15 protein-coding genes are annotated in these 16,137 nt (G+C 69.2%); 10 read left to right on the top strand and 5 right to left on the bottom strand.

Annotated features, from left to right (window positions below; all coding sequences use genetic code 11):
• Positions 1-15: 15 nt before the first annotated feature.
• A complete protein-coding gene (locus J2851_RS01930; protein WP_209763009.1) occupies positions 16-804 on the bottom strand; it encodes an SDR family oxidoreductase in 789 nt (262 codons plus the stop codon).
• A 168-nt stretch (positions 805-972) separates the two neighbouring features.
• On the opposite strand from J2851_RS01930, the gene J2851_RS01925 reads away from it, so the two are divergent.
• From J2851_RS01925 to J2851_RS01900, 6 genes are all read left to right on the top strand, one after another.
• The gene (locus J2851_RS01925; protein WP_209763007.1) at positions 973-2,142 is read left to right on the top strand and encodes an ISAs1 family transposase; all 1,170 of its coding nucleotides are present in this window, start codon (positions 973-975) and stop codon (positions 2,140-2,142) included.
• Between the two features lie 151 nt (positions 2,143-2,293).
• Positions 2,294-3,553, top strand: coding sequence for a GTP cyclohydrolase II (locus J2851_RS01920; RefSeq protein ID WP_209763005.1), 1,260 nt, complete (start codon positions 2,294-2,296; stop codon positions 3,551-3,553).
• Positions 3,550-4,782: a URC4/urg3 family protein gene (locus J2851_RS01915; RefSeq protein ID WP_209763003.1), complete on the top strand. Its 1,233-nt coding sequence runs from the start codon at positions 3,550-3,552 to the stop codon at positions 4,780-4,782. The genes J2851_RS01920 and J2851_RS01915 overlap by 4 nt, the downstream gene beginning before the upstream one ends.
• Positions 4,783-4,845: 63 nt before the next feature.
• Positions 4,846-5,481, top strand: a complete 636-nt coding sequence (upp, locus tag J2851_RS01910) for a uracil phosphoribosyltransferase (RefSeq protein ID WP_209763001.1) — start codon at positions 4,846-4,848, stop codon at positions 5,479-5,481.
• An 81-nt stretch (positions 5,482-5,562) separates the two neighbouring features.
• A complete protein-coding gene (locus J2851_RS01905; protein WP_209762999.1) occupies positions 5,563-6,132 on the top strand; it encodes a GNAT family N-acetyltransferase in 570 nt (189 codons plus the stop codon).
• Positions 6,133-6,178: 46 nt separating this feature from the next.
• Complete coding sequence (locus tag J2851_RS01900) at positions 6,179-8,515, top strand: Orn/Lys/Arg family decarboxylase (protein WP_209762998.1); 2,337 nt, start codon at positions 6,179-6,181, stop codon at positions 8,513-8,515.
• Between the two features lie 75 nt (positions 8,516-8,590).
• On the opposite strand, the gene J2851_RS01895 is transcribed toward J2851_RS01900, so the two are convergent.
• Positions 8,591-9,007, bottom strand: coding sequence for a hypothetical protein (locus J2851_RS01895; RefSeq protein ID WP_209762995.1), 417 nt, complete (start codon positions 9,005-9,007; stop codon positions 8,591-8,593).
• Between J2851_RS01895 and J2851_RS01890 the strand changes: the two genes are divergently transcribed.
• Positions 8,987-9,130, top strand: coding sequence for a hypothetical protein (locus tag J2851_RS01890; RefSeq protein WP_209762993.1), 144 nt, complete (start codon positions 8,987-8,989; stop codon positions 9,128-9,130). The two genes, J2851_RS01895 and J2851_RS01890, sit on opposite strands and share 21 nt — an antisense overlap.
• 234 nt (positions 9,131-9,364) lie before the next feature.
• Here the strand turns inward: J2851_RS01890 and J2851_RS01885 are convergent, their stop codons facing one another.
• Positions 9,365-9,778 (bottom strand): group III truncated hemoglobin, encoded by a 414-nt coding sequence (locus tag J2851_RS01885; protein ID WP_209762991.1) that lies wholly within the window; start codon positions 9,776-9,778, stop codon positions 9,365-9,367.
• A gap of 208 nt (positions 9,779-9,986) precedes the next feature.
• Between J2851_RS01885 and J2851_RS01880 the strand changes: the two genes are divergently transcribed.
• Positions 9,987-10,838, top strand: coding sequence for a phosphate/phosphite/phosphonate ABC transporter substrate-binding protein (locus tag J2851_RS01880; RefSeq protein WP_209762989.1), 852 nt, complete (start codon positions 9,987-9,989; stop codon positions 10,836-10,838).
• Positions 10,835-13,498, top strand: coding sequence for a hybrid sensor histidine kinase/response regulator (locus J2851_RS01875; protein ID WP_209762987.1), 2,664 nt, complete (start codon positions 10,835-10,837; stop codon positions 13,496-13,498). Before J2851_RS01880 ends, J2851_RS01875 begins: the two co-directional genes overlap by 4 nt.
• Positions 13,499-13,512: 14 nt before the next feature.
• Here the strand turns inward: J2851_RS01875 and J2851_RS01870 are convergent, their stop codons facing one another.
• The gene (locus J2851_RS01870) at positions 13,513-13,887 is read right to left on the bottom strand and encodes a response regulator (RefSeq protein ID WP_209762985.1); all 375 of its coding nucleotides are present in this window, start codon (positions 13,885-13,887) and stop codon (positions 13,513-13,515) included.
• A 339-nt stretch (positions 13,888-14,226) separates the two neighbouring features.
• On the opposite strand from J2851_RS01870, the gene rpoH reads away from it, so the two are divergent.
• The gene (gene rpoH / locus J2851_RS01865) at positions 14,227-15,114 is read left to right on the top strand and encodes an RNA polymerase sigma factor RpoH (protein WP_209762983.1); all 888 of its coding nucleotides are present in this window, start codon (positions 14,227-14,229) and stop codon (positions 15,112-15,114) included.
• A 4-nt stretch (positions 15,115-15,118) separates the two neighbouring features.
• On the opposite strand, the gene J2851_RS01860 is transcribed toward rpoH, so the two are convergent.
• Positions 15,119-16,036, bottom strand: coding sequence for a LysR family transcriptional regulator (locus tag J2851_RS01860; protein ID WP_209762981.1), 918 nt, complete (start codon positions 16,034-16,036; stop codon positions 15,119-15,121).
• Positions 16,037-16,137 lie beyond the last annotated feature (101 nt).

The following is a 16,137-nucleotide window of genomic DNA, read 5'->3' as shown; positions in this document are numbered from 1 at the left end:
CAGGGACGCGGGTGCCTACATCTGCACCGTGGCGCCGCCGTCCACCACCAGCACATGGCCGTTGACGTAGGACGCCGCGGATGATGCCAGGAAGACGGCCGCCCCGGCGATCTCCTCCGGCCGGCCCCAGCGGCGCAGCGGCGTGCGGTTCTCGAAATAGGCCGACGCCGCCGGATCGCCGGTGATTCCCGCGTTGGTCTCCGTGGCGAAGAATCCGGGGGCGATAGCGTTGCTGGTCAGCCCCTGCGGGCCGTATTCGACGGCGAGCGCGCGCACCATGCCGGTCAGCCCGGCCTTGGCGGCGCTGTAGACCGCGTCGTTCGCCTTGGCGACATGCCCGCCGGCGATCGAGGTGACGGTGATCAGCCGCCCGGACCCGCGCGGCAGCATCAGCCGCGCCGCCTCCCGCGCCAGGATCAGGGCCGAGGACAGGTCGACGTCCAGCAGCGCCCCGATTTCCGCGTCGGTGAAGTCGGCCAAGGGCTTGCGGTTGCGCTGGCCGACATTCTGCACCAGCACGTCCAGCCCGCCGTGGTCGCGCGCGATGCGGGCGAAGGCGTCGCGCACCGCCGCGCGGTCGGCGACGTCGAAGGCCAGGACGGACGCCGCGCCGCCCGCGGCCCGGAGGTCGGCGGCGCGGGCCTCCAGCCGTTCCGCGTCGCGGCCGTTCAGCAGGACATGCGCGCCGGCGCCGCTGAGCGCGCGGGCAATCTCCAGCCCCAGCCCGCGTCCGGAGCCGGTCACCAGGGCGACCTTGCCCTCCAGCGAGAAGGCGGACAGGGTGGGCAGGAACGAGCCGGTCATGGTCACCGCGGGCGGTCGGATGCGAAAGGGCGCACTATACAAGCACGCATTGGCCACCGGCGTAAATCACACGCGCGTGGGTCACAGGGCTCCGAACTTAGGTTAACGCTGGTTTACGGCTTGCGCGAAGCGTGATTCTCTGGATGGCCCTGATTCGGAGAAGCCGAGATGCCCGAGCCCGCTTCGGTTTTTGGTGAGAAGTCGCGCCTTCGTGCCTTGCTCGACCATTTTTCGGTGATCGATGATCCCCGCGAGCCCTGGCGGGTGGCGCACCCGTTGCCGGAGGTGTTGCTGCTGGTGGTGTGCGGCACGATCGCAGACTGTGACGATTACGATCACATCGCCGCCTGGGGGGAAGCGCATCTGCCATTCCTTCGAGAGATGCTGCCCTATCATCATGGCGTGCCGGGGGGCCGTTGGCTGACGCTGCTGATGAACCGGATCGATCCGGGGCTGTTTTCGAGTTGCTTTACCGCTTGGGTGCGCGCGACATGGCCCGAGCGGCCCGAATTTGTCGCCATCGACGGCAAGACATCGCGGCGCAGCCATGACCGGGGCCATGGCCAAGCACCGGTGCACCTGGTGTCCGCCTTCGCCACCACGGCGCGTCTGGTGCTCGGCCAGGAAGCGGTCAGCGACAAATCCAACGAGATCACCGCCATTCCGGTCCTGCTGGAGCGCCTGTCAGCCAACGGCGGCCTGACGGGTGCAACGGTGTCCATCGACGCGATGGCCTGCAACGCGACGATCGCCGGCGCCATCACCGCGGCCGGGGCGCATTACCTGCTGGCGGTGAAGGCCAACCAACCGACCCTGCGCGCGGAGATCGAGGCCTACTTCGCCACGGCTCCGGCGGAGGCCGTCTGCGTCGCCAGCGACCTCGACAAGGGCCATGGCCGTATCGAGGAGCGCACAGTCTGGATCAGCCGCGAGACCGACTGGCTGGCCGGAGACCGCCGGTTTCCGGGCGAACTGCGCCTTCCCGGCGCCACGACCATCGTCAAAGTCTGTTCGCGCACCGAACTCAAGGACCGCTGCCGCACCGACACCCGCTACTACATCTCCTCCGCCGCCCTGACCGCGCAAGCGGCGGCCGACGCGGTGCGCGGTCACTGGGGCATCGAAAACCGGCTCCACTGGGTGCTCGACGTCGTCTTCGGCGAGGATCAAGCCCGGCTGCGCACCGGGCACGGCGCCAAAAACATGGTCGTCGTCCGCCACTTCGCCATCAACCTCGTCCGCGCCGTAACCGACAAAAAGAGCATCAAGCTCAGACGCAAGGCCGCGGCATGGGATGCCCGCTATCTCGCCTCAATCCTGGGCCTCTCCACTCGTTAACCTGGATTCGGAGCCCTGGCGTGGGTCATAGGACGATCCTCCGGATTCTGCCGATGGTTTTGCCCTGTGGTTTTGCCCTGTGGTTTTGATGGTGCAACGGAACCCGGCTGTGTCAGACTGTCGCGGTGGAGAGGCATCGAGGGGCGTCCGGATGGAGAGCCGTCGCAATCAGCCGCAGAGACACATCGTTCTCGCCTCGCATCCCGGTGGCGCAAAGCCGCGCTATACACCGGTCCATTGGGGGGCGGCCACGGCCGCGGAGCGCGGACCGGTGGTGGCCTCGCTGTCCGACCCGGCCCACCGCAACTCCATCGGCGCGCACGCCGGCAGCTACGCCGTCTACCGCGCGCTGGCGGTCGCGGCCGGACAGCTCAGCGCCTACCATGTGCCGGACCTGACGAACACATCGCCGGCCGAGGCGATCGGCCCGCACCCGCAGTGGTTCGACCCGGACAAGATCGTCTCCATGGACCCGTTCGGCCACATGGTCAGCGAGCTGTTCGGCGACCATCTGGAGCGCGGCGTGGACGTGCGGCCGACCGTCGCCGTCACCAAGGCCCGCATCAAGATGCCGGAACTGATGGACGCGATGAAGGCAGGCCGGCTGTCCGCCGACGGGTCGATCCTGCTGGAGAGCGGCGACGCCAAGGTCACCAAGGTCGCCATCGAGCCGGTGTGGTTCCTGCCCGGCATCGCCAAGCGCTTCGACATCGCGGAGAGCGCGCTGCGCCGCGGCCTGTTCGAGCATACCGGCGGCATGTTCCCGGAGTTGGTGACGCGGCCCGACCTGAAGGTCTTCCTGCCGCCGATCAACGGCCACACCATCTACATCTTCGGCGACGTCGCGGCCATCACCGACCCGGCGCGCAAGGTCGCCTGCCGCGTCCACGACGAGTGCAACGGATCCGACGTGTTCGGGTCGGACATCTGCACCTGCCGCCCCTACCTGACCCACGGCATCGAGGAGTGCATCCGCACCGCGCAGGAGAACGGCGTCGGGCTGGTCATCTACAACCGCAAGGAAGGCCGGGCGCTGGGCGAGGTGACCAAGTTCCTGGTCTACAACGCGCGCAAGCGCCAGCCCGGCGGTGACCGGGCGGACGCCTATTTCGAGCGGACGGAGTGCGTGGCCGGCGTGCAGGACATGCGCTTCCAGGAGCTGATGCCCGACATCTTCCACTGGCTGGGCGTCACCCGCATCGACCGCATGGTGTCGATGAGCAACATGAAGTCCGACGCCATCCGCCGCGCCGGGATCGAGATCGTCGAGCAGATCCCGATTCCCGACGAGCTGATCCCCGACGACGCCAAGGTGGAGATGGACGCCAAGAAAGCCGCCGGCTACTTCACGCCCACAGTTCCGACCGCGGAGGAACTGGCAACCGCCAAGGGCCGGGGGCTGAAGGATTGAGCGCCGCGAAGGACGCCGCGAAGGGGACGGACAGTGCGGCGTGGCTGCTGTCCGCCCAGGCGGTGCGGGAGCGTGCGCACGCGCTGCTCGCCGACGCCGAGCGCGGCAAGCTCGACCATTTCGAGCTGAAGCCGAAGCGGCTGGCGGACGCCGCCGACCTCGTGGCGCAGGTCACGCGGGAGGCCTACCCGGACCTCGCCGTGCCCTACCACAGCCGCTGGCGGCATTTCGTCGTGCTGGGGGTGGACCGCTGGGCGGCCCTGGCCGGGAAGCTTGATCCGGCCATCGGGGGCGATCCTGACGAAATGGCGCGCATCCGCTTCGACCTTGCCGTGACCAGCGTGCTGCTGGACGCCGGGGCGGGGGAGCGCTGGCGGTACCTGGATTCCGGCGGGACGGTGCTGGCGCGGTCGGAAGGGCTGGCCATCGCCAGCTTCGACCTGTTCCGCTCCGGCGCCTTTTCCGACGATCCCGCCCACCCGTTGCGGACGGACACCATGGCGCTGGCGCGGCTTGGCGCCGACACGCTGGCCCGCGGCTTCCAGGTGACGGAGGACAACCCGCTGGTCGGGCTGGAGGGGCGGGCGGCGCTGCTGCGCCGGCTGGGTGCCGCGCTGGCCTCCGCCCCCGCGCTGTTCGGCCATCCCGGGCGCGTCGGCAACCTGTACGACGTGCTGAAGGGGCAGGCCGAAGGCGGCAAACTTCCGGCCACCGCGATCCTCGACGCCGTCCTGCGCGGTCTCGGGCCGATCTGGCCGGGCCGGATCGAGCTGGAGGGCGTGAATCTCGGTGACGTCTGGCGCCATTCCGCGGTCGGGCTGGTGCCCTTCCACAAGCTGTCGCAGTGGCTGAGCTATTCCCTGGTGGAACCGCTGGAGGAGGCGGGCATCCGCGTCACCGGGCTGGACCGGCTGACCGGCCTGCCGGAATACCGCAACGGCGGCCTTCTGGTGGACACCGGCGTGCTCGTGCCGAAGGACAAGCGCATCCTGGAGAAGCCGCTGGAGGTCGGGGACGAGGCGGTGGTGGAGTGGCGCGCGCTGACCGTCGCCCTGCTCGACCGCATCGCCGACGCGGTGCGCGACCGGCTGGGCGTGCCGGCGGAGGACTTCCCGCTCGCCAAGGTTCTGCAAGGCGGGACCTGGACGGCCGGACGCGTGATCGCCCGCCGCCTGCGCCCCGACGGCGGCCCGCCGATCCGCATCCGCAGCGACGGTACGGTTTTTTGATGCGCGTTTAAACCCCTCTCCCGCCGGGGGCGGGAGAGGGGTGTGAAACAGGAAAGGACCCGCATGACCATTCCGACGCTCACGCTCATCGACCACCCCTTGGTGCAGCACAAGCTGACCCTGCTGCGGCGGCGGGAAACGCCGACCGCCCGGTTCCACGAGGTGATGCGCGAACTGGCGCAGCTGATGGGCTATGAGCTGACGCGCGACCTGCCGATCGAGGAGCGTCCGGTGGAAACCCCGCTGACCAGCTTCGACGCGCCGCTGCTGACGGGCAAGAAGCTGTGCCTGGTCGCCATCATGCGGGCGGGACAGGGGCTGCTGGACGGCATGCGCACGCTGCTTCCTTCGGCCCGGATCGGCCACATCGGCCTGTACCGCGACCAGGAGACGCTGTCCCCCGTCGAGTATTTCTTCAAGGTGCCGGAGGACGTCGAGGAGCGGCTGGTCATCCTGGTCGATCCCATCCTCGCCACCGGCCGCACCGCGGCCGCAGCGGTGCACCGGCTGAAGGACGCCGGGGCCGCGTCGATCAAGCTGGCCGTGCTGGTCGCCGCCCCCGAAGGCCTCCGCGCCTTCTACGACGAGCACCCGGACGTGCCGGTCTTCGCCGCGGCGGTGGACGAGAAGCTCGACGCCAACGGCTACATCCTGCCCGGCATCGGGGACGCCGGCGACCGCTTGTACGGAACGCGGTAGCGCCTTCATAAGACTGTCATGGCTGTGGAGTAAGGTCCGGGTCCGGCGCGTTGCCGTCTCATTGGCGCGAGGAAGGACCCGGTGCCCGACACGTTCCCGACCATCAGCATCCGCCCTTCCACCGAGGAGGACGTGGCGGCGATGCTGGCGATCTACAGCTACCATATCCAGCACGGCCTGGGCCCCTTCGACGTCGAACCCCTGCACCCGGAGGAGCTGAAGCGCCGCCGCAAGGCGATGCTGAAGCGCAAGCTGCCGCACCTCGTCGCGGAGGAGGCCGGCGCGATTCTCGGCTACGCCTACGCGGCGCCGTTCCGCAAGCGGCCGGCCTACCGCTACACGGTCGAGCATTCCATCTACATCCACAAGGACCACCAGGGCCGCGGCATCGGCCGCCGCCTGCTGCCCGCGCTGATCGAGGCCTGCGCCGCCGCCGGCGCCCGCCAGATGGTCGCCGTGGTGGACAGCGCCAACACGCCCTCGCTGCGCCTGCACGAGGCCTGCGGCTTCACCCAGTCCGGAATCCTGCGGTCGGTCGGCTTCAAGTTCGGGCGCTGGACCGACAGCGTCTTCATGCAGCGGGCGCTCGGCCAGTCCGATATGGCCCTGCCCGACGACCATCTGGGCGGCATCGTCCAGGCCGGCGACTGACGGTCCTTTCCGTTCCCATCCTTTCAGCCTTCCGGAGCCCCGGCCCATGGATTTCTTCCGCCGCTTCACGTTCCTGGTCTGCGCGCCGGCCTTCGACGCCGACGAGCTGGAAGGAATCCGCCTCCAGCAGATCACCGCCGAGATGGAGCGGATGGGATTCGAGGTGATCCGCGCCCGCCGGGTGGAGGACGCCGAACTCGCCATCCGCACGGATTCGGCCATCGGCTGCATGGTGGTGGACTGGGGCAAGCGCGGGCTGGACGGCAAGACGGCGTCGCTGATCGCGCTGGCCCGCCGCCGCGGGCTGGAGATGCCGATCATCCTACTGGTGCGCCGCCAGCGGCTGGAGAACATTCCCGTGGACGTGCTGAACCAGGTGGACGGCTACGTCTTCCTGGCAGAGGAGACGCCGGAGTTCATCGCCAAGAACCTCGTCAGCCGGCTGAAGCAATACGCCGACACGCTGAAGACGCCCTTCTTCGGCGCGCTGGTCGATTATGCGGAGGAAGGCAACCAGCTGTGGACCTGCCCGGGCCACAACGGCGGCATCTTCTACAGCCGCAGCCCCATCGGCCGCATCTTCGTGGAGCATCTGGGCGAGGCCGTGTTCCGCGACGACATCGACAATTCCGTGCTGGAGATGGGCGACCTGCTGGTCCATGAGGGCCCGGCGCTCCAGGCGCAGAAGGAGGCGGCGCGCATCTTCGGGGCGGAGCGGACCTACTTCGTGCTGAACGGCACGTCGGCGTCGAACAAGATCGTGCTGTCGGCACTGGTGGCGGAGGACGACCTCGTCCTGTTCGACCGCAACAACCACAAGGCCGCCCACCACGGCAGCCTGTTCCTCGGCGGCGGCATCCCGGTCTTCCTGGAGACCGACCGCAACGCCCACGGCCTGATCGGCCCCATCGACCCCGGGGCGCTGGACGAGGAGCGCATCCGCGAGAAGATCCGCCGCAACCCTCTGGTCAAGGATCCGAATGCCTGGAAGCGGGAACGGCCCTTCCGCGCCGCGGTGATCCAGCAGTGCAGCTACGACGGCACCATCTACAGCGCGGAGGCGATCCTGGCGAAGATCGGCCATCTCTGCGACTACATCCTGTTCGACGAGGCCTGGGCCGGCTTTCTGAAGTTCCACCCGCTGTTCAAGGGCCGCTTCGCCATGGGGCTGGAGGGGCTGCACGACGGCCACCCCGGCATCATCGCGACGCAGTCCACGCACAAGCAGCTGGCGAGCTTCTCCCAGGCCTCGCAGATCCACGTGAAGGACAGCCACATCAAGGGGCAGCGCCGCCGCGTGGAGCACCGCCGCTTCAACGAGACCTTCCTGCAGCACGCCTCCACCTCGCCCTTCTACCCGCTGTTCGCGTCGCTGGACGTGGGCGCGCAGATGATGAAGGGCCGGTCGGGCGAGGTGCTGTGGGACGACACGATCCGGCTGGGCATCGAACTGCGCAAGAAGATCCGCGCCATCCGCAAGGAGTTCGAGGAGCGGGAGAGCGATCCCGCCCGCCGCTGGTTCTTCGACCCCTTCGTGCCCGACCGGGTGAGTGTGAGCGGCGAGGACGTTGCCTGGGAGGAGGTGCCGACCGACGCGCTGGTCGCCGACGTCCGCTATTGGGAACTGACGCCGGGTGCGGACTGGCACGGCTTCCGGCGGGTGGAGCCCGGCTACGCCATGACCGACCCGAACAAGCTCACGCTGCTGACCCCCGGATTCGACCGGCGGACCGGCGCCTACGAGGAGCACGGCATCCCGGCGCCGGTGCTGGCGCAGTATCTGCGCGAGAACCGGATCGTGCCGGAGAAGAACGACCTGAACTCCATCCTCTTCCTGCTGACGCCGGGTGTGGAATCGAGCAAGGCGGGGACGCTTCTGAGCGGGCTGGTCGCCTTCAAGCGCCTGCACGACGACAACGCCCTGCTGGAGGACGTGATCCCGGAGTTCGTCGCGCGCCGGCCCAAGCATCACGCCGGGCGCCGCCTGCGCGACCTGTGCAACGCGATGCACGCCTTCTACCGGGAACGCGGCACCAGCGACCTTCAGCGCCGCATGTTCCGGCCGGAGCACCTGCCGGAGATGGTCATGCCCCCGCGCGAGGCGGTGCGCCATCTCGTGCGCAACGACGTGGACTACCTGCCGATCGACCAGGTGGCGGGGCGGATCGCCACGACTCTGTTCGTCGTCTACCCGCCGGGCATCGCCACCGTCGTTCCCGGCGAACGGCTGGACGAGCGGGCGCGGCCGATGATCGACTACCTGAAGGTCTTCCAGGACGGGGCCAACCGCTTCCCCGGATTCGACAACGAGATCCAGGGGCTCTACCGCGAGGTGGAGAGCGACGGGACGACCCGCTTCTACACCTACGTGGTCCGGGAGTGAGGGAATCGACAGTGCCGGCGACCGGGTGACCCGGCGCCGGCACTGTCGGAACGGGTGTCGTGGGGAGTGTTCGGCTCAGGCCCGTCCGTGCAGGGCGGAGGCGGCGATGGCCGGCGGGAAGGGGAGCCGCGGCCCTTCGTCGCAGCGGAGCTGCCGGGCCACCGCGTGCAGGGTGCCGTGGTGCAGGCGGCACAGAACGCCGCTGGCGTCGCGGTGATACAGGCGGACGAAATGCGCGGCCGGGGTCCCCGGCTCGGCGTGCACCTCGACCTCCACCAGCGAGCTGCAGAAGGTGCAGGCGGTCAGCGGGTCGGTGGAATCGAAGGCGATGCCCGCGTCCAGGCAACGGCGGGCGAAGGATTCCAGCAGCACCGACGCGCTGTCGGCTTCCTCCAGGCTGCGCAGCACGCGCACCACCTCGTGCATGTGGGAGAAGCCCGTCAGCAGCAGGCCGGCGGCGGAGTTCCCGTCATGGACCACCAGCTTCATCATGACGCGCGCGCCAGCATCGGCGGGGCGTCGTCGTTCGACGCGACGGCGGCGTTGATCACGGCGTTCCGGCTCCACACCCGTTGGCGGATGCGCATCTGCGTGCGGCAATCGGCCGAGCAATAAAGCGGCGCCGGGCCACGCTGCGAGGTCCGCGCGAAGGGGCGGGCGCAGCACGCGCAATGGAGCCCGCAATGGAGCCGATGACCGTTTTGTGAAGACATGTGCATGGACGTTGTCGTGGCCTGTTTTCGAATTGGCCGCACTATACGGATGCACTGTTACAGTTTTAGACGCGGTGACGGGGTACCCCTTTAGAATCTAGCTGGCTGCTTTGCCGTCCTTTGCCGGGCAGCCCGGTCATTCGGCGTAGGCGGGCGGCTGGTACTTCCGGCCGGGGATGGTGAACAGCCCCGCGGTCAGGCTGCGCGCCATGTGGTTGGCCTTGGCGACCGCCTGTTCGGCGTAAGCGGGCGGCAACACGGCGTCCGCCGCGTCCTTGAACAGCGCGAGCCAGCGCGTGAAGGACTCCGGCGTCAGGTCCAGGTTGACGTGCGCCATGAAGGGGTTGCCCTTGTAGCTCTTGGTGCCGAGCAGGGCGGAAGCCCAGAAGCGCTCGATGACCTCGAAATGCTCCTCCCAGTCGGCCACGCCGGCGAAGCTCGGGCCGAGGACCGGATCCGCGCGGGCCGCGTCGTAGAAGCGCCGCACCAGCGCGGCGATGGCCTCTGGCGTCAGGGCGGGGTTGGCCTCTCCGGTCATGGTGTCGGGCATGTGGGCGCTCCTTCGTGTGCGGGATATCCTACGCCACGCGGTCCGGCGCACCCCCGCGGCAAATGGCCCGCGTCAAAGTGTTGCTGCCCTTTCCGCCCTCTTCCATGGAGCCGCGAAAAATAATCTTTTATTATAGCCAAATGCGTAGAACCACCGGCGTAGCCTGGGGCGGCGCATCCGTTTCCGGACCATCCATTGGATCGAGACCATGCTGAAGTCGCTGATTGCCGCCGTTTCGCTGGTCGGAGCCGTGCTGGCGGGCACGGCGCCGGCGTGGTCCCAGGCTCAATCCCCGTCCGCGGATACCACGCCGCTGCGCATCGGCATCGCGCCGCACACCAGCGCCCGGGTCATCATCGAGCAGTACCAGCCGGTCCGCCTTGCGGTGGAGAAGGCGATGGCGCAGCCGGCGGAGATCGTCACCGCCCCCGACTTCACCGCCTTCGCCCGCCGCGCGCTGGACCAGGAGTACGACATCGCCGTCACCACCGGGCACCAGGCGCAGCTGCTGCGCCAGGACGCCGGCTACAAACCGCTGCTGACCTACAAGGCCGACTTCAAGTCGGTGGTCGTCGCGGCGGCCGGGTCGCCCTACGCCGATGCGGCGTCGCTGCGCGGCACCACGGTGCTGGGGCTGAACCCGTCGTCGCTGGTGACCCTGTGGGGGCAGCACTGGCTGAAGGACAGCAAGGTCGAGGCCCAGCTCCGCTACGTCAGCGCGGCGGACAGCGTCGCCCAGATCGTGCTGGCGGGCGACGCGTCGGCCGGCTTCATGTCGCTGGCGAACCTGCAGAAGCTGGCGCCCGACGTGCAGGCGAAGCTGAAGGTCATCGCCGAAAGCCAACCCATGGCCGGCCGGGTCTATCTGGTGAACGCCCGCCTGGCCGACCGCTGGCCGGCGCTGCACGAGGCGCTGATGGCCTTCGCGGAGACGGCGGAGGGCAAGGCCTACTTCAACACCAATGCACTGGGCGGCTATCGCGAGGTCGGCGGCGAGGAGCTGGCGGCCATGGAGCCGCTGGCCGACGAGGTGCGCCACGTCCTGAAGGCCGTGAAATGAGCGACGGGCGGGGCGGCCCCTGGCACACGCTGCGCGGGCGGATGCTGCTCGCCGCGGTGTTCGTCGAGGCGCTGATGCTGACGCTGCTGGTCGCCAACAGCGTCCGCCTGCTGTACGGCAGCCTCGCCGAGCAGGCGCAGCTGCACGCCAGCCAGGTGTCGCCGGTGCTGAACGCGGCGCTGGTCGCGCCGCTGGCGCAACGGGACTACGCGACGCTCCAGGCCGTGCTCGACGAAAGCCGGTCGGTCGGCGGGGTGGAGTATCTGGCCGTGCAGGACAGCACGGGCAAGCTGGTCGCCATCAGCGGATGGCCGCGCGAGCGCGCCCTGCCGCCCCCCGACGAGGCCTTCAGCCTGGCGGACAAGGACACCGGCGCGCGCTTCGACGTCCGTGCGCCGATCGCGCTGGCCGGGCAGAGGCTGGGGAGCGTGCAGTTCGGCCTCGACCTCGCCCACATCGTCGCGGCGCGGAAGATGCTGGTGACGCAGGGCGTGGCCATCGCTCTGGTCGAGGTGCTGCTGTCCACGGGGCTGCTCACGCTGATCGGATTCTTCCTGACGCGCCACCTGACCGCGCTGACGCGGTGCAGCGAGGAGGTGGCGCGCGGCAACTACGCCCCGCACGCGCTGGCGGAAGGCGACGACGACATCGGGCGCCTGGGGGCGGCCTTCAACGCCATGTCCCGCGCCATCAAGGAGCGGGTGGACGAGCTGACGCAGGCGCTCGACACCCGGGAGAAGCTGGCCCACGACGTGGAGCAGGAGCGCGCGCGCCTGTCCGCCCTGCTCGCCGCCATGGACATCGGCATCCTGTTCGCCGGCAGCGACCGCCGCATCGCCTACGCCAACCCCGCCTTCTGCCGCTTGCTCGGCGTCGACCAGGAGGTGTGCGGCACATTGGTCGGGGCTGGGCTGGACGACGTGATGGCCACCTCCCGCAACGCATCCGCCGCGGCCGCGCTGGCCGGCGTGGAGGAGGACGAGGTGCGGGAGATGGCGCTGGAGGACGGCCGCATCGTCTCCTGGCACAACGTCCCGGTTCGCAGCGCCGCGGGGGCGCCGATCGGCAAGCTGTGGATCTGCATCGACGTCACCGAACCGCGGCTCGCCTCCCAGCAGCTGCTCCAGGCGAAGGAGGCGGCGGAGGCGGCCAGCCGCGCCAAGACGGAGTTCCTGGCGACCATCAGCCACGAGCTGCGCACCCCGATGAACGGCGTGCTCGGCAACCTCGCGCTGCTCGCCGACAGCGTCCTCGCCAGCGAGGAGCAGCGGCTGGCCATGGTGGCCCGCCAGTCGGCGGAAAGCCTGCTGCGGCTTCTGGACGACATCCTCGACCTGTCGAAGCTGGAAGCCCGCCGGTTCGAGCTGGAGGAGGCGGACTGCGCGCTTGCCGACATCGTGGAGACCGTGCTGGAGGTCATGCGTCCCCGCGCCTTCGAGAAAGGGCTGGTGCTGACCTCGCACATGCTGCCGACGGTGCCGGACGTGGTGGTGACCGACCCGGCGCGGCTGCGGCAGATCCTGTTCAACCTCGTCGGCAACGCGGTCAAGTTCACCCACGCCGGGCACGTCGCCGTGCGGGCGCGGCGCGGGCGCGACATCGACGACACCCATTTCCTGCTGGAATTCGAGGTGGAGGACACGGGCATCGGCATCGCCGCCGACGCCGTGCCGATGCTGTTCGAGCGCTTCACCCAGGCGGACAGCTCCATCACCCGCCGCTACGGCGGAACCGGTCTCGGCCTCGCCATCTGCCAGGAGCTGTGCCGGGCGCTCGGCGGCGCGATCGAGGTGGACACCGCACCCGGCCGCGGCAGCGTCTTCCGCTTCTCCGTGGCCTCCCGCGTGGGCGACCCCGAGGCCCTGCTGAAGAACCGAAGCCCGCTGCACCACCCGGACGCGGTGGTTCCGGCCGGCCTGCGCGTCCTGGCCGTGGACGACAACCAGATCAACCGCGACATCGTGCGCGGGATCCTGGAGCGGTCCGGCCACAAGGTCACGCTGGCGGAGGACGGCAGCGAGGCGGTCCGCCTGGCCGGCGCGCAGGAGTTCGACCTCGTCCTGATGGACATCCAGATGCCGGACATGGACGGCCTGACGGCGACTCGGCTGATCCGGAAGATGAAGGGGCCGATCCGGCGGGTTCCGGTGATCGCGCTGACCGCCCACGCGTCGGGCAGCTCGCGGCCGGAATGCCTGGACGCGGGCATGAACGGCTTCGTGCCGAAGCCCCTGCGCCCGGGCGAACTGTTCCGCGAGATGGCGACGGTCCTCGGCGCGCCGGCGGCCAAGCCGGAAGGGGCCACGCCGGACGGCGCCACTGAAGCGCCCGCGGCGGTCGCCCTGGAAGAGCTGATCGACGTGGAGCAGGTTCAGGTGCTGGTCGACGCGCTGGGCGCGGACGGCTGGCAGGAAACGCTCGGCGCCTTCTCCGACAGCGCGCGGGAACACATCCGGCAGATCGGGGAGTTCCTGAAGGCCGGGAAGGAGCACCACCGCGCCGCCCACACGCTGAAGGGGCTGTCCTGGAACGTGGGGGCGAAGCGCCTGGGCGATCAGGCGCTTGCGCTCGAAAAGGCCGGGCTGGACGACGCGCGCGCCCTGGCCGCGGAACTGGACGGCATCCTGGGCGAAACGCTGGGCGCCTTCGAGACGGTCTGACCGGCGAAGGTGACTTATCCGGCGACCAGGACGGCGAGCACCTCCGACACCAGGACGGCCGGCTTGATCGGCTTGCGCACGACGCGGCAGACGCCCAGCCGTTCGAAGGCCGCCATGCTCAGCTCCGGCGGGACGCGTTCGTCGATGCCGGACAGGACGATGACCTTCAGCTTGGGGCGGAGGCTGCGGGCGGCCTGGATGACCTCGAAGCCGTCATGCTCCGGCATGATGATGTCGGTGACCAGGAGATCGAACTCCTTGAAGGTCAGCTCCTCGATGGCCGCCGGCGCGCTGGCGCAGGCGGTCACGGTGTGCTCATCCTTCTCCAGGATTTTCGTGACGATGTTCCGGGAGACCGGATCGTCGTCGACCACAAGAATGTTCGCCATCGTTCCCCGTAGGTCCTTCTGTCGGCGGCCGCGCAAGCGGAGAGAAATGGCGGCTCGCGTGTCGGTTCTGCGCCTCTGCTGAAAGTGGAAAGGTTGGTCCTTTTTCTCCACTTTTTCGCTAAGACGGCGGTTCATGTTCAATTGCGCTGACATTAGCGCTGCTTTCTCCGCGCCACAAGGCGATGCCGCATGGCGGCGGAAACCCATCCCCGGCCGGCGTCGCAGGTCCGTTGACAGCCGGATTTCCGCAAGTAAACTGTACAAGCCTTAAGAAAAGGCAGCCGGCTGCCCATGACGGGGGCCGGCCGATCGGTCATATCGCTTGCATGAGGATGTGACATGAGCACCGCGCTCACGTTGTCGACGCCGTCCCTGGCCGTGCCGCTGGCCGGCGAGTCCCTGTCCCGTTACATCAACCAGGTCCACCAGTTCCCCGTGCTGGGCGCGGAGGAAGAGTATGTGCTGGCGACCGCCTGGCGGAAGCACGGCGACGTCGACGCCGCCCGCAAGCTCGTCACCAGCCATCTGCGCCTGGTCGTGAAGATCGCCACCGGCTTCCGCGGCTATGGCCTGCCGATCATGGACCTGATCGGCGAGGGCAACCTCGGCCTGATGACCGCCGTCCGCAAGTTCGAGCCGGACCGCGGATTCCGCCTGTCCACCTACGCGATGTGGTGGATCAAGGCCTCCATCCAGGAATACATCCTGCGCTCCTGGAGCTTGGTGAAGCTGGGCACCACGGCCGCGCAGAAGAAGCTGTTCTTCGGCCTGTCCCGCCTGAAGCGGAAGCTGGGCGAGTTCGGCAGCGGCGACCTAAAGCCGGAAAGCGTCAGCCGCATCGCGCAGGAGTTGGAGGTTCCGGAACAGGACGTGGTGGAGGTCAACCGCCGTTTCGTCCAGCCGGTTTCCTCCCTCAACGTCCCCCTGGCGGAGGAGGGGGCCGCGGAGGTGCAGGACCTGCTGCCCGACGAGCGCCCCACCATCGAGGATGCCCTGGTGGAGCGCGGCGAGGCGGAACTGCGCCGGTCCATGCTGAACGAAGCCCTGGGCGAACTGAACGAGCGCGAACGCACCATCCTGGTGGAGCGGCGGCTCAGCCCGCAGCCGAAGACGCTGGAAGACCTCGCCGTCGTCTACGGCGTCAGCCGGGAGCGCATCCGCCAGATTGAGGAGCGGGCCTTCCAGAAGGTGGCCCAGCGCGTCCGGACCCTGGCGTTGGCCGCCTGACGGGTCAGCCCGTCCGCCATTCCGGCGGCGGGTTGTCCCGTGCGAAGCGGATCAGCGCCTGCAACGCCGCCGGCACGTGCCGGCGGCTGGGGTAATAGAGGAAGGGGCCGGGGAAACGGACGCTCCAGCCCTCCAGCACCTCGACCAGCCGCCCGGATTCCAGCGCGTCGCGCAGGAAGCCTTCGAAGCCATAGACCCAGCCCAGACCGTCCTCCGCCGCCCGGACGGCGAGTTCGGTGCTGTTGACGACCAGGGTCGCGTCCGGATCGAGCATCACCGTTTCGCCGCGGCCGTCGTCGAACTCCCAGGGGGACAGCGCGCCGCTGGGGAAGCGGTGGCGGATGCAGGGGCGCGACAGCAGGTCGGCCGGCCGCTCCGGACGGCCGTGCCGGGCGATGTGCTCCGGCGACGCCGCTACGGCGTAGCGCTGCTCCCTGGGGCCGAAGGGCACGGCGATGACGTCCTTCGCCAGGCTTTCCCCATAGCGGATGCCCGCGTCGAATCCGGCGGCGAAGACGTCCACGAAGGCGTTGTCCTCCACGATTTCCAGCCGGACGCCGGGATGGGCCAGCAGGAAGGGGGCGGCGATCGGCGCCAGGACCAGCTTGCCGGCGGCGGCCGGAATGTTGAGCCGCAGCGTGCCGGTGGGCGTGTCGCGGAAATCGTTCACCGCGTCCAGCGCGTCGGCGAGTTCGGCGAGCGCGGGCGCCAGACGGTCGAGCAGCCGCTGCCCGGCCTCCGTCGGCGTGACGCTGCGGGTCGTCCGGTTCAGCAGCCGAACGCCCAGCCGCTCCTCCAGCCCGCGGATCGCGTCGCTGAGCGAGGAGGGGGACACGCCGCGCTCCCGCGCCGCGCGGCGGAAATTGCGATGCCGCGCCACCGCGGCGAAGGCGTCGAGATCGGAGAGGTCGGGGCCGCGCATTGTTCGCCTGCTCGGACAAGCCATTCGTGAATGGACGGATTATCGCACGATCCGATCAGCGCCATCATCCCTTTCGTCAGGCCGGCCGGGCGCCGGTCTCT

The sequence above is a fragment of the Azospirillum rugosum genome, from assembly GCF_017876155.1.
Classification (GTDB): Bacteria; Pseudomonadota; Alphaproteobacteria; order Azospirillales; family Azospirillaceae; genus Azospirillum; species Azospirillum rugosum.
Note: the sequence above shows the minus strand (reverse complement) of the source record. Positions and strands in the feature narration are given on the sequence as shown.

Bases quoted from the DNA above. Each gene is read 5' to 3' on its own strand.
- J2851_RS01880 (WP_209762989.1), top strand. From the start codon at position 9,987: ATGCTGAAGTCGCTGATTGCCGCCGTTTCGCTGGTCGGAGCCGTGCTG.
- J2851_RS01870 (WP_209762985.1), bottom strand. From the start codon at position 13,887: ATGGCGAACATTCTTGTGGTCGACGACGATCCGGTCTCCCGGAACATC.
- J2851_RS01920 (WP_209763005.1), top strand. From the start codon at position 2,294: ATGGAGAGCCGTCGCAATCAGCCGCAGAGACACATCGTTCTCGCCTCG.
- J2851_RS01860 (WP_209762981.1), bottom strand. From the start codon at position 16,036: ATGCGCGGCCCCGACCTCTCCGATCTCGACGCCTTCGCCGCGGTGGCG.
- J2851_RS01895 (WP_209762995.1), bottom strand. From the start codon at position 9,007: ATGATGAAGCTGGTGGTCCATGACGGGAACTCCGCCGCCGGCCTGCTG.
- J2851_RS01930 (WP_209763009.1), bottom strand. From the start codon at position 804: ATGACCGGCTCGTTCCTGCCCACCCTGTCCGCCTTCTCGCTGGAGGGC.
- J2851_RS01885 (WP_209762991.1), bottom strand. From the start codon at position 9,778: ATGCCCGACACCATGACCGGAGAGGCCAACCCCGCCCTGACGCCAGAG.
- upp (WP_209763001.1), top strand. From the start codon at position 4,846: ATGACCATTCCGACGCTCACGCTCATCGACCACCCCTTGGTGCAGCAC.
- J2851_RS01900 (WP_209762998.1), top strand. From the start codon at position 6,179: ATGGATTTCTTCCGCCGCTTCACGTTCCTGGTCTGCGCGCCGGCCTTC.
- J2851_RS01890 (WP_209762993.1), top strand. From the start codon at position 8,987: ATGGACCACCAGCTTCATCATGACGCGCGCGCCAGCATCGGCGGGGCG.
- J2851_RS01925 (WP_209763007.1), top strand. From the start codon at position 973: ATGCCCGAGCCCGCTTCGGTTTTTGGTGAGAAGTCGCGCCTTCGTGCC.
- J2851_RS01875 (WP_209762987.1), top strand. From the start codon at position 10,835: ATGAGCGACGGGCGGGGCGGCCCCTGGCACACGCTGCGCGGGCGGATG.
- rpoH (WP_209762983.1), top strand. From the start codon at position 14,227: ATGAGCACCGCGCTCACGTTGTCGACGCCGTCCCTGGCCGTGCCGCTG.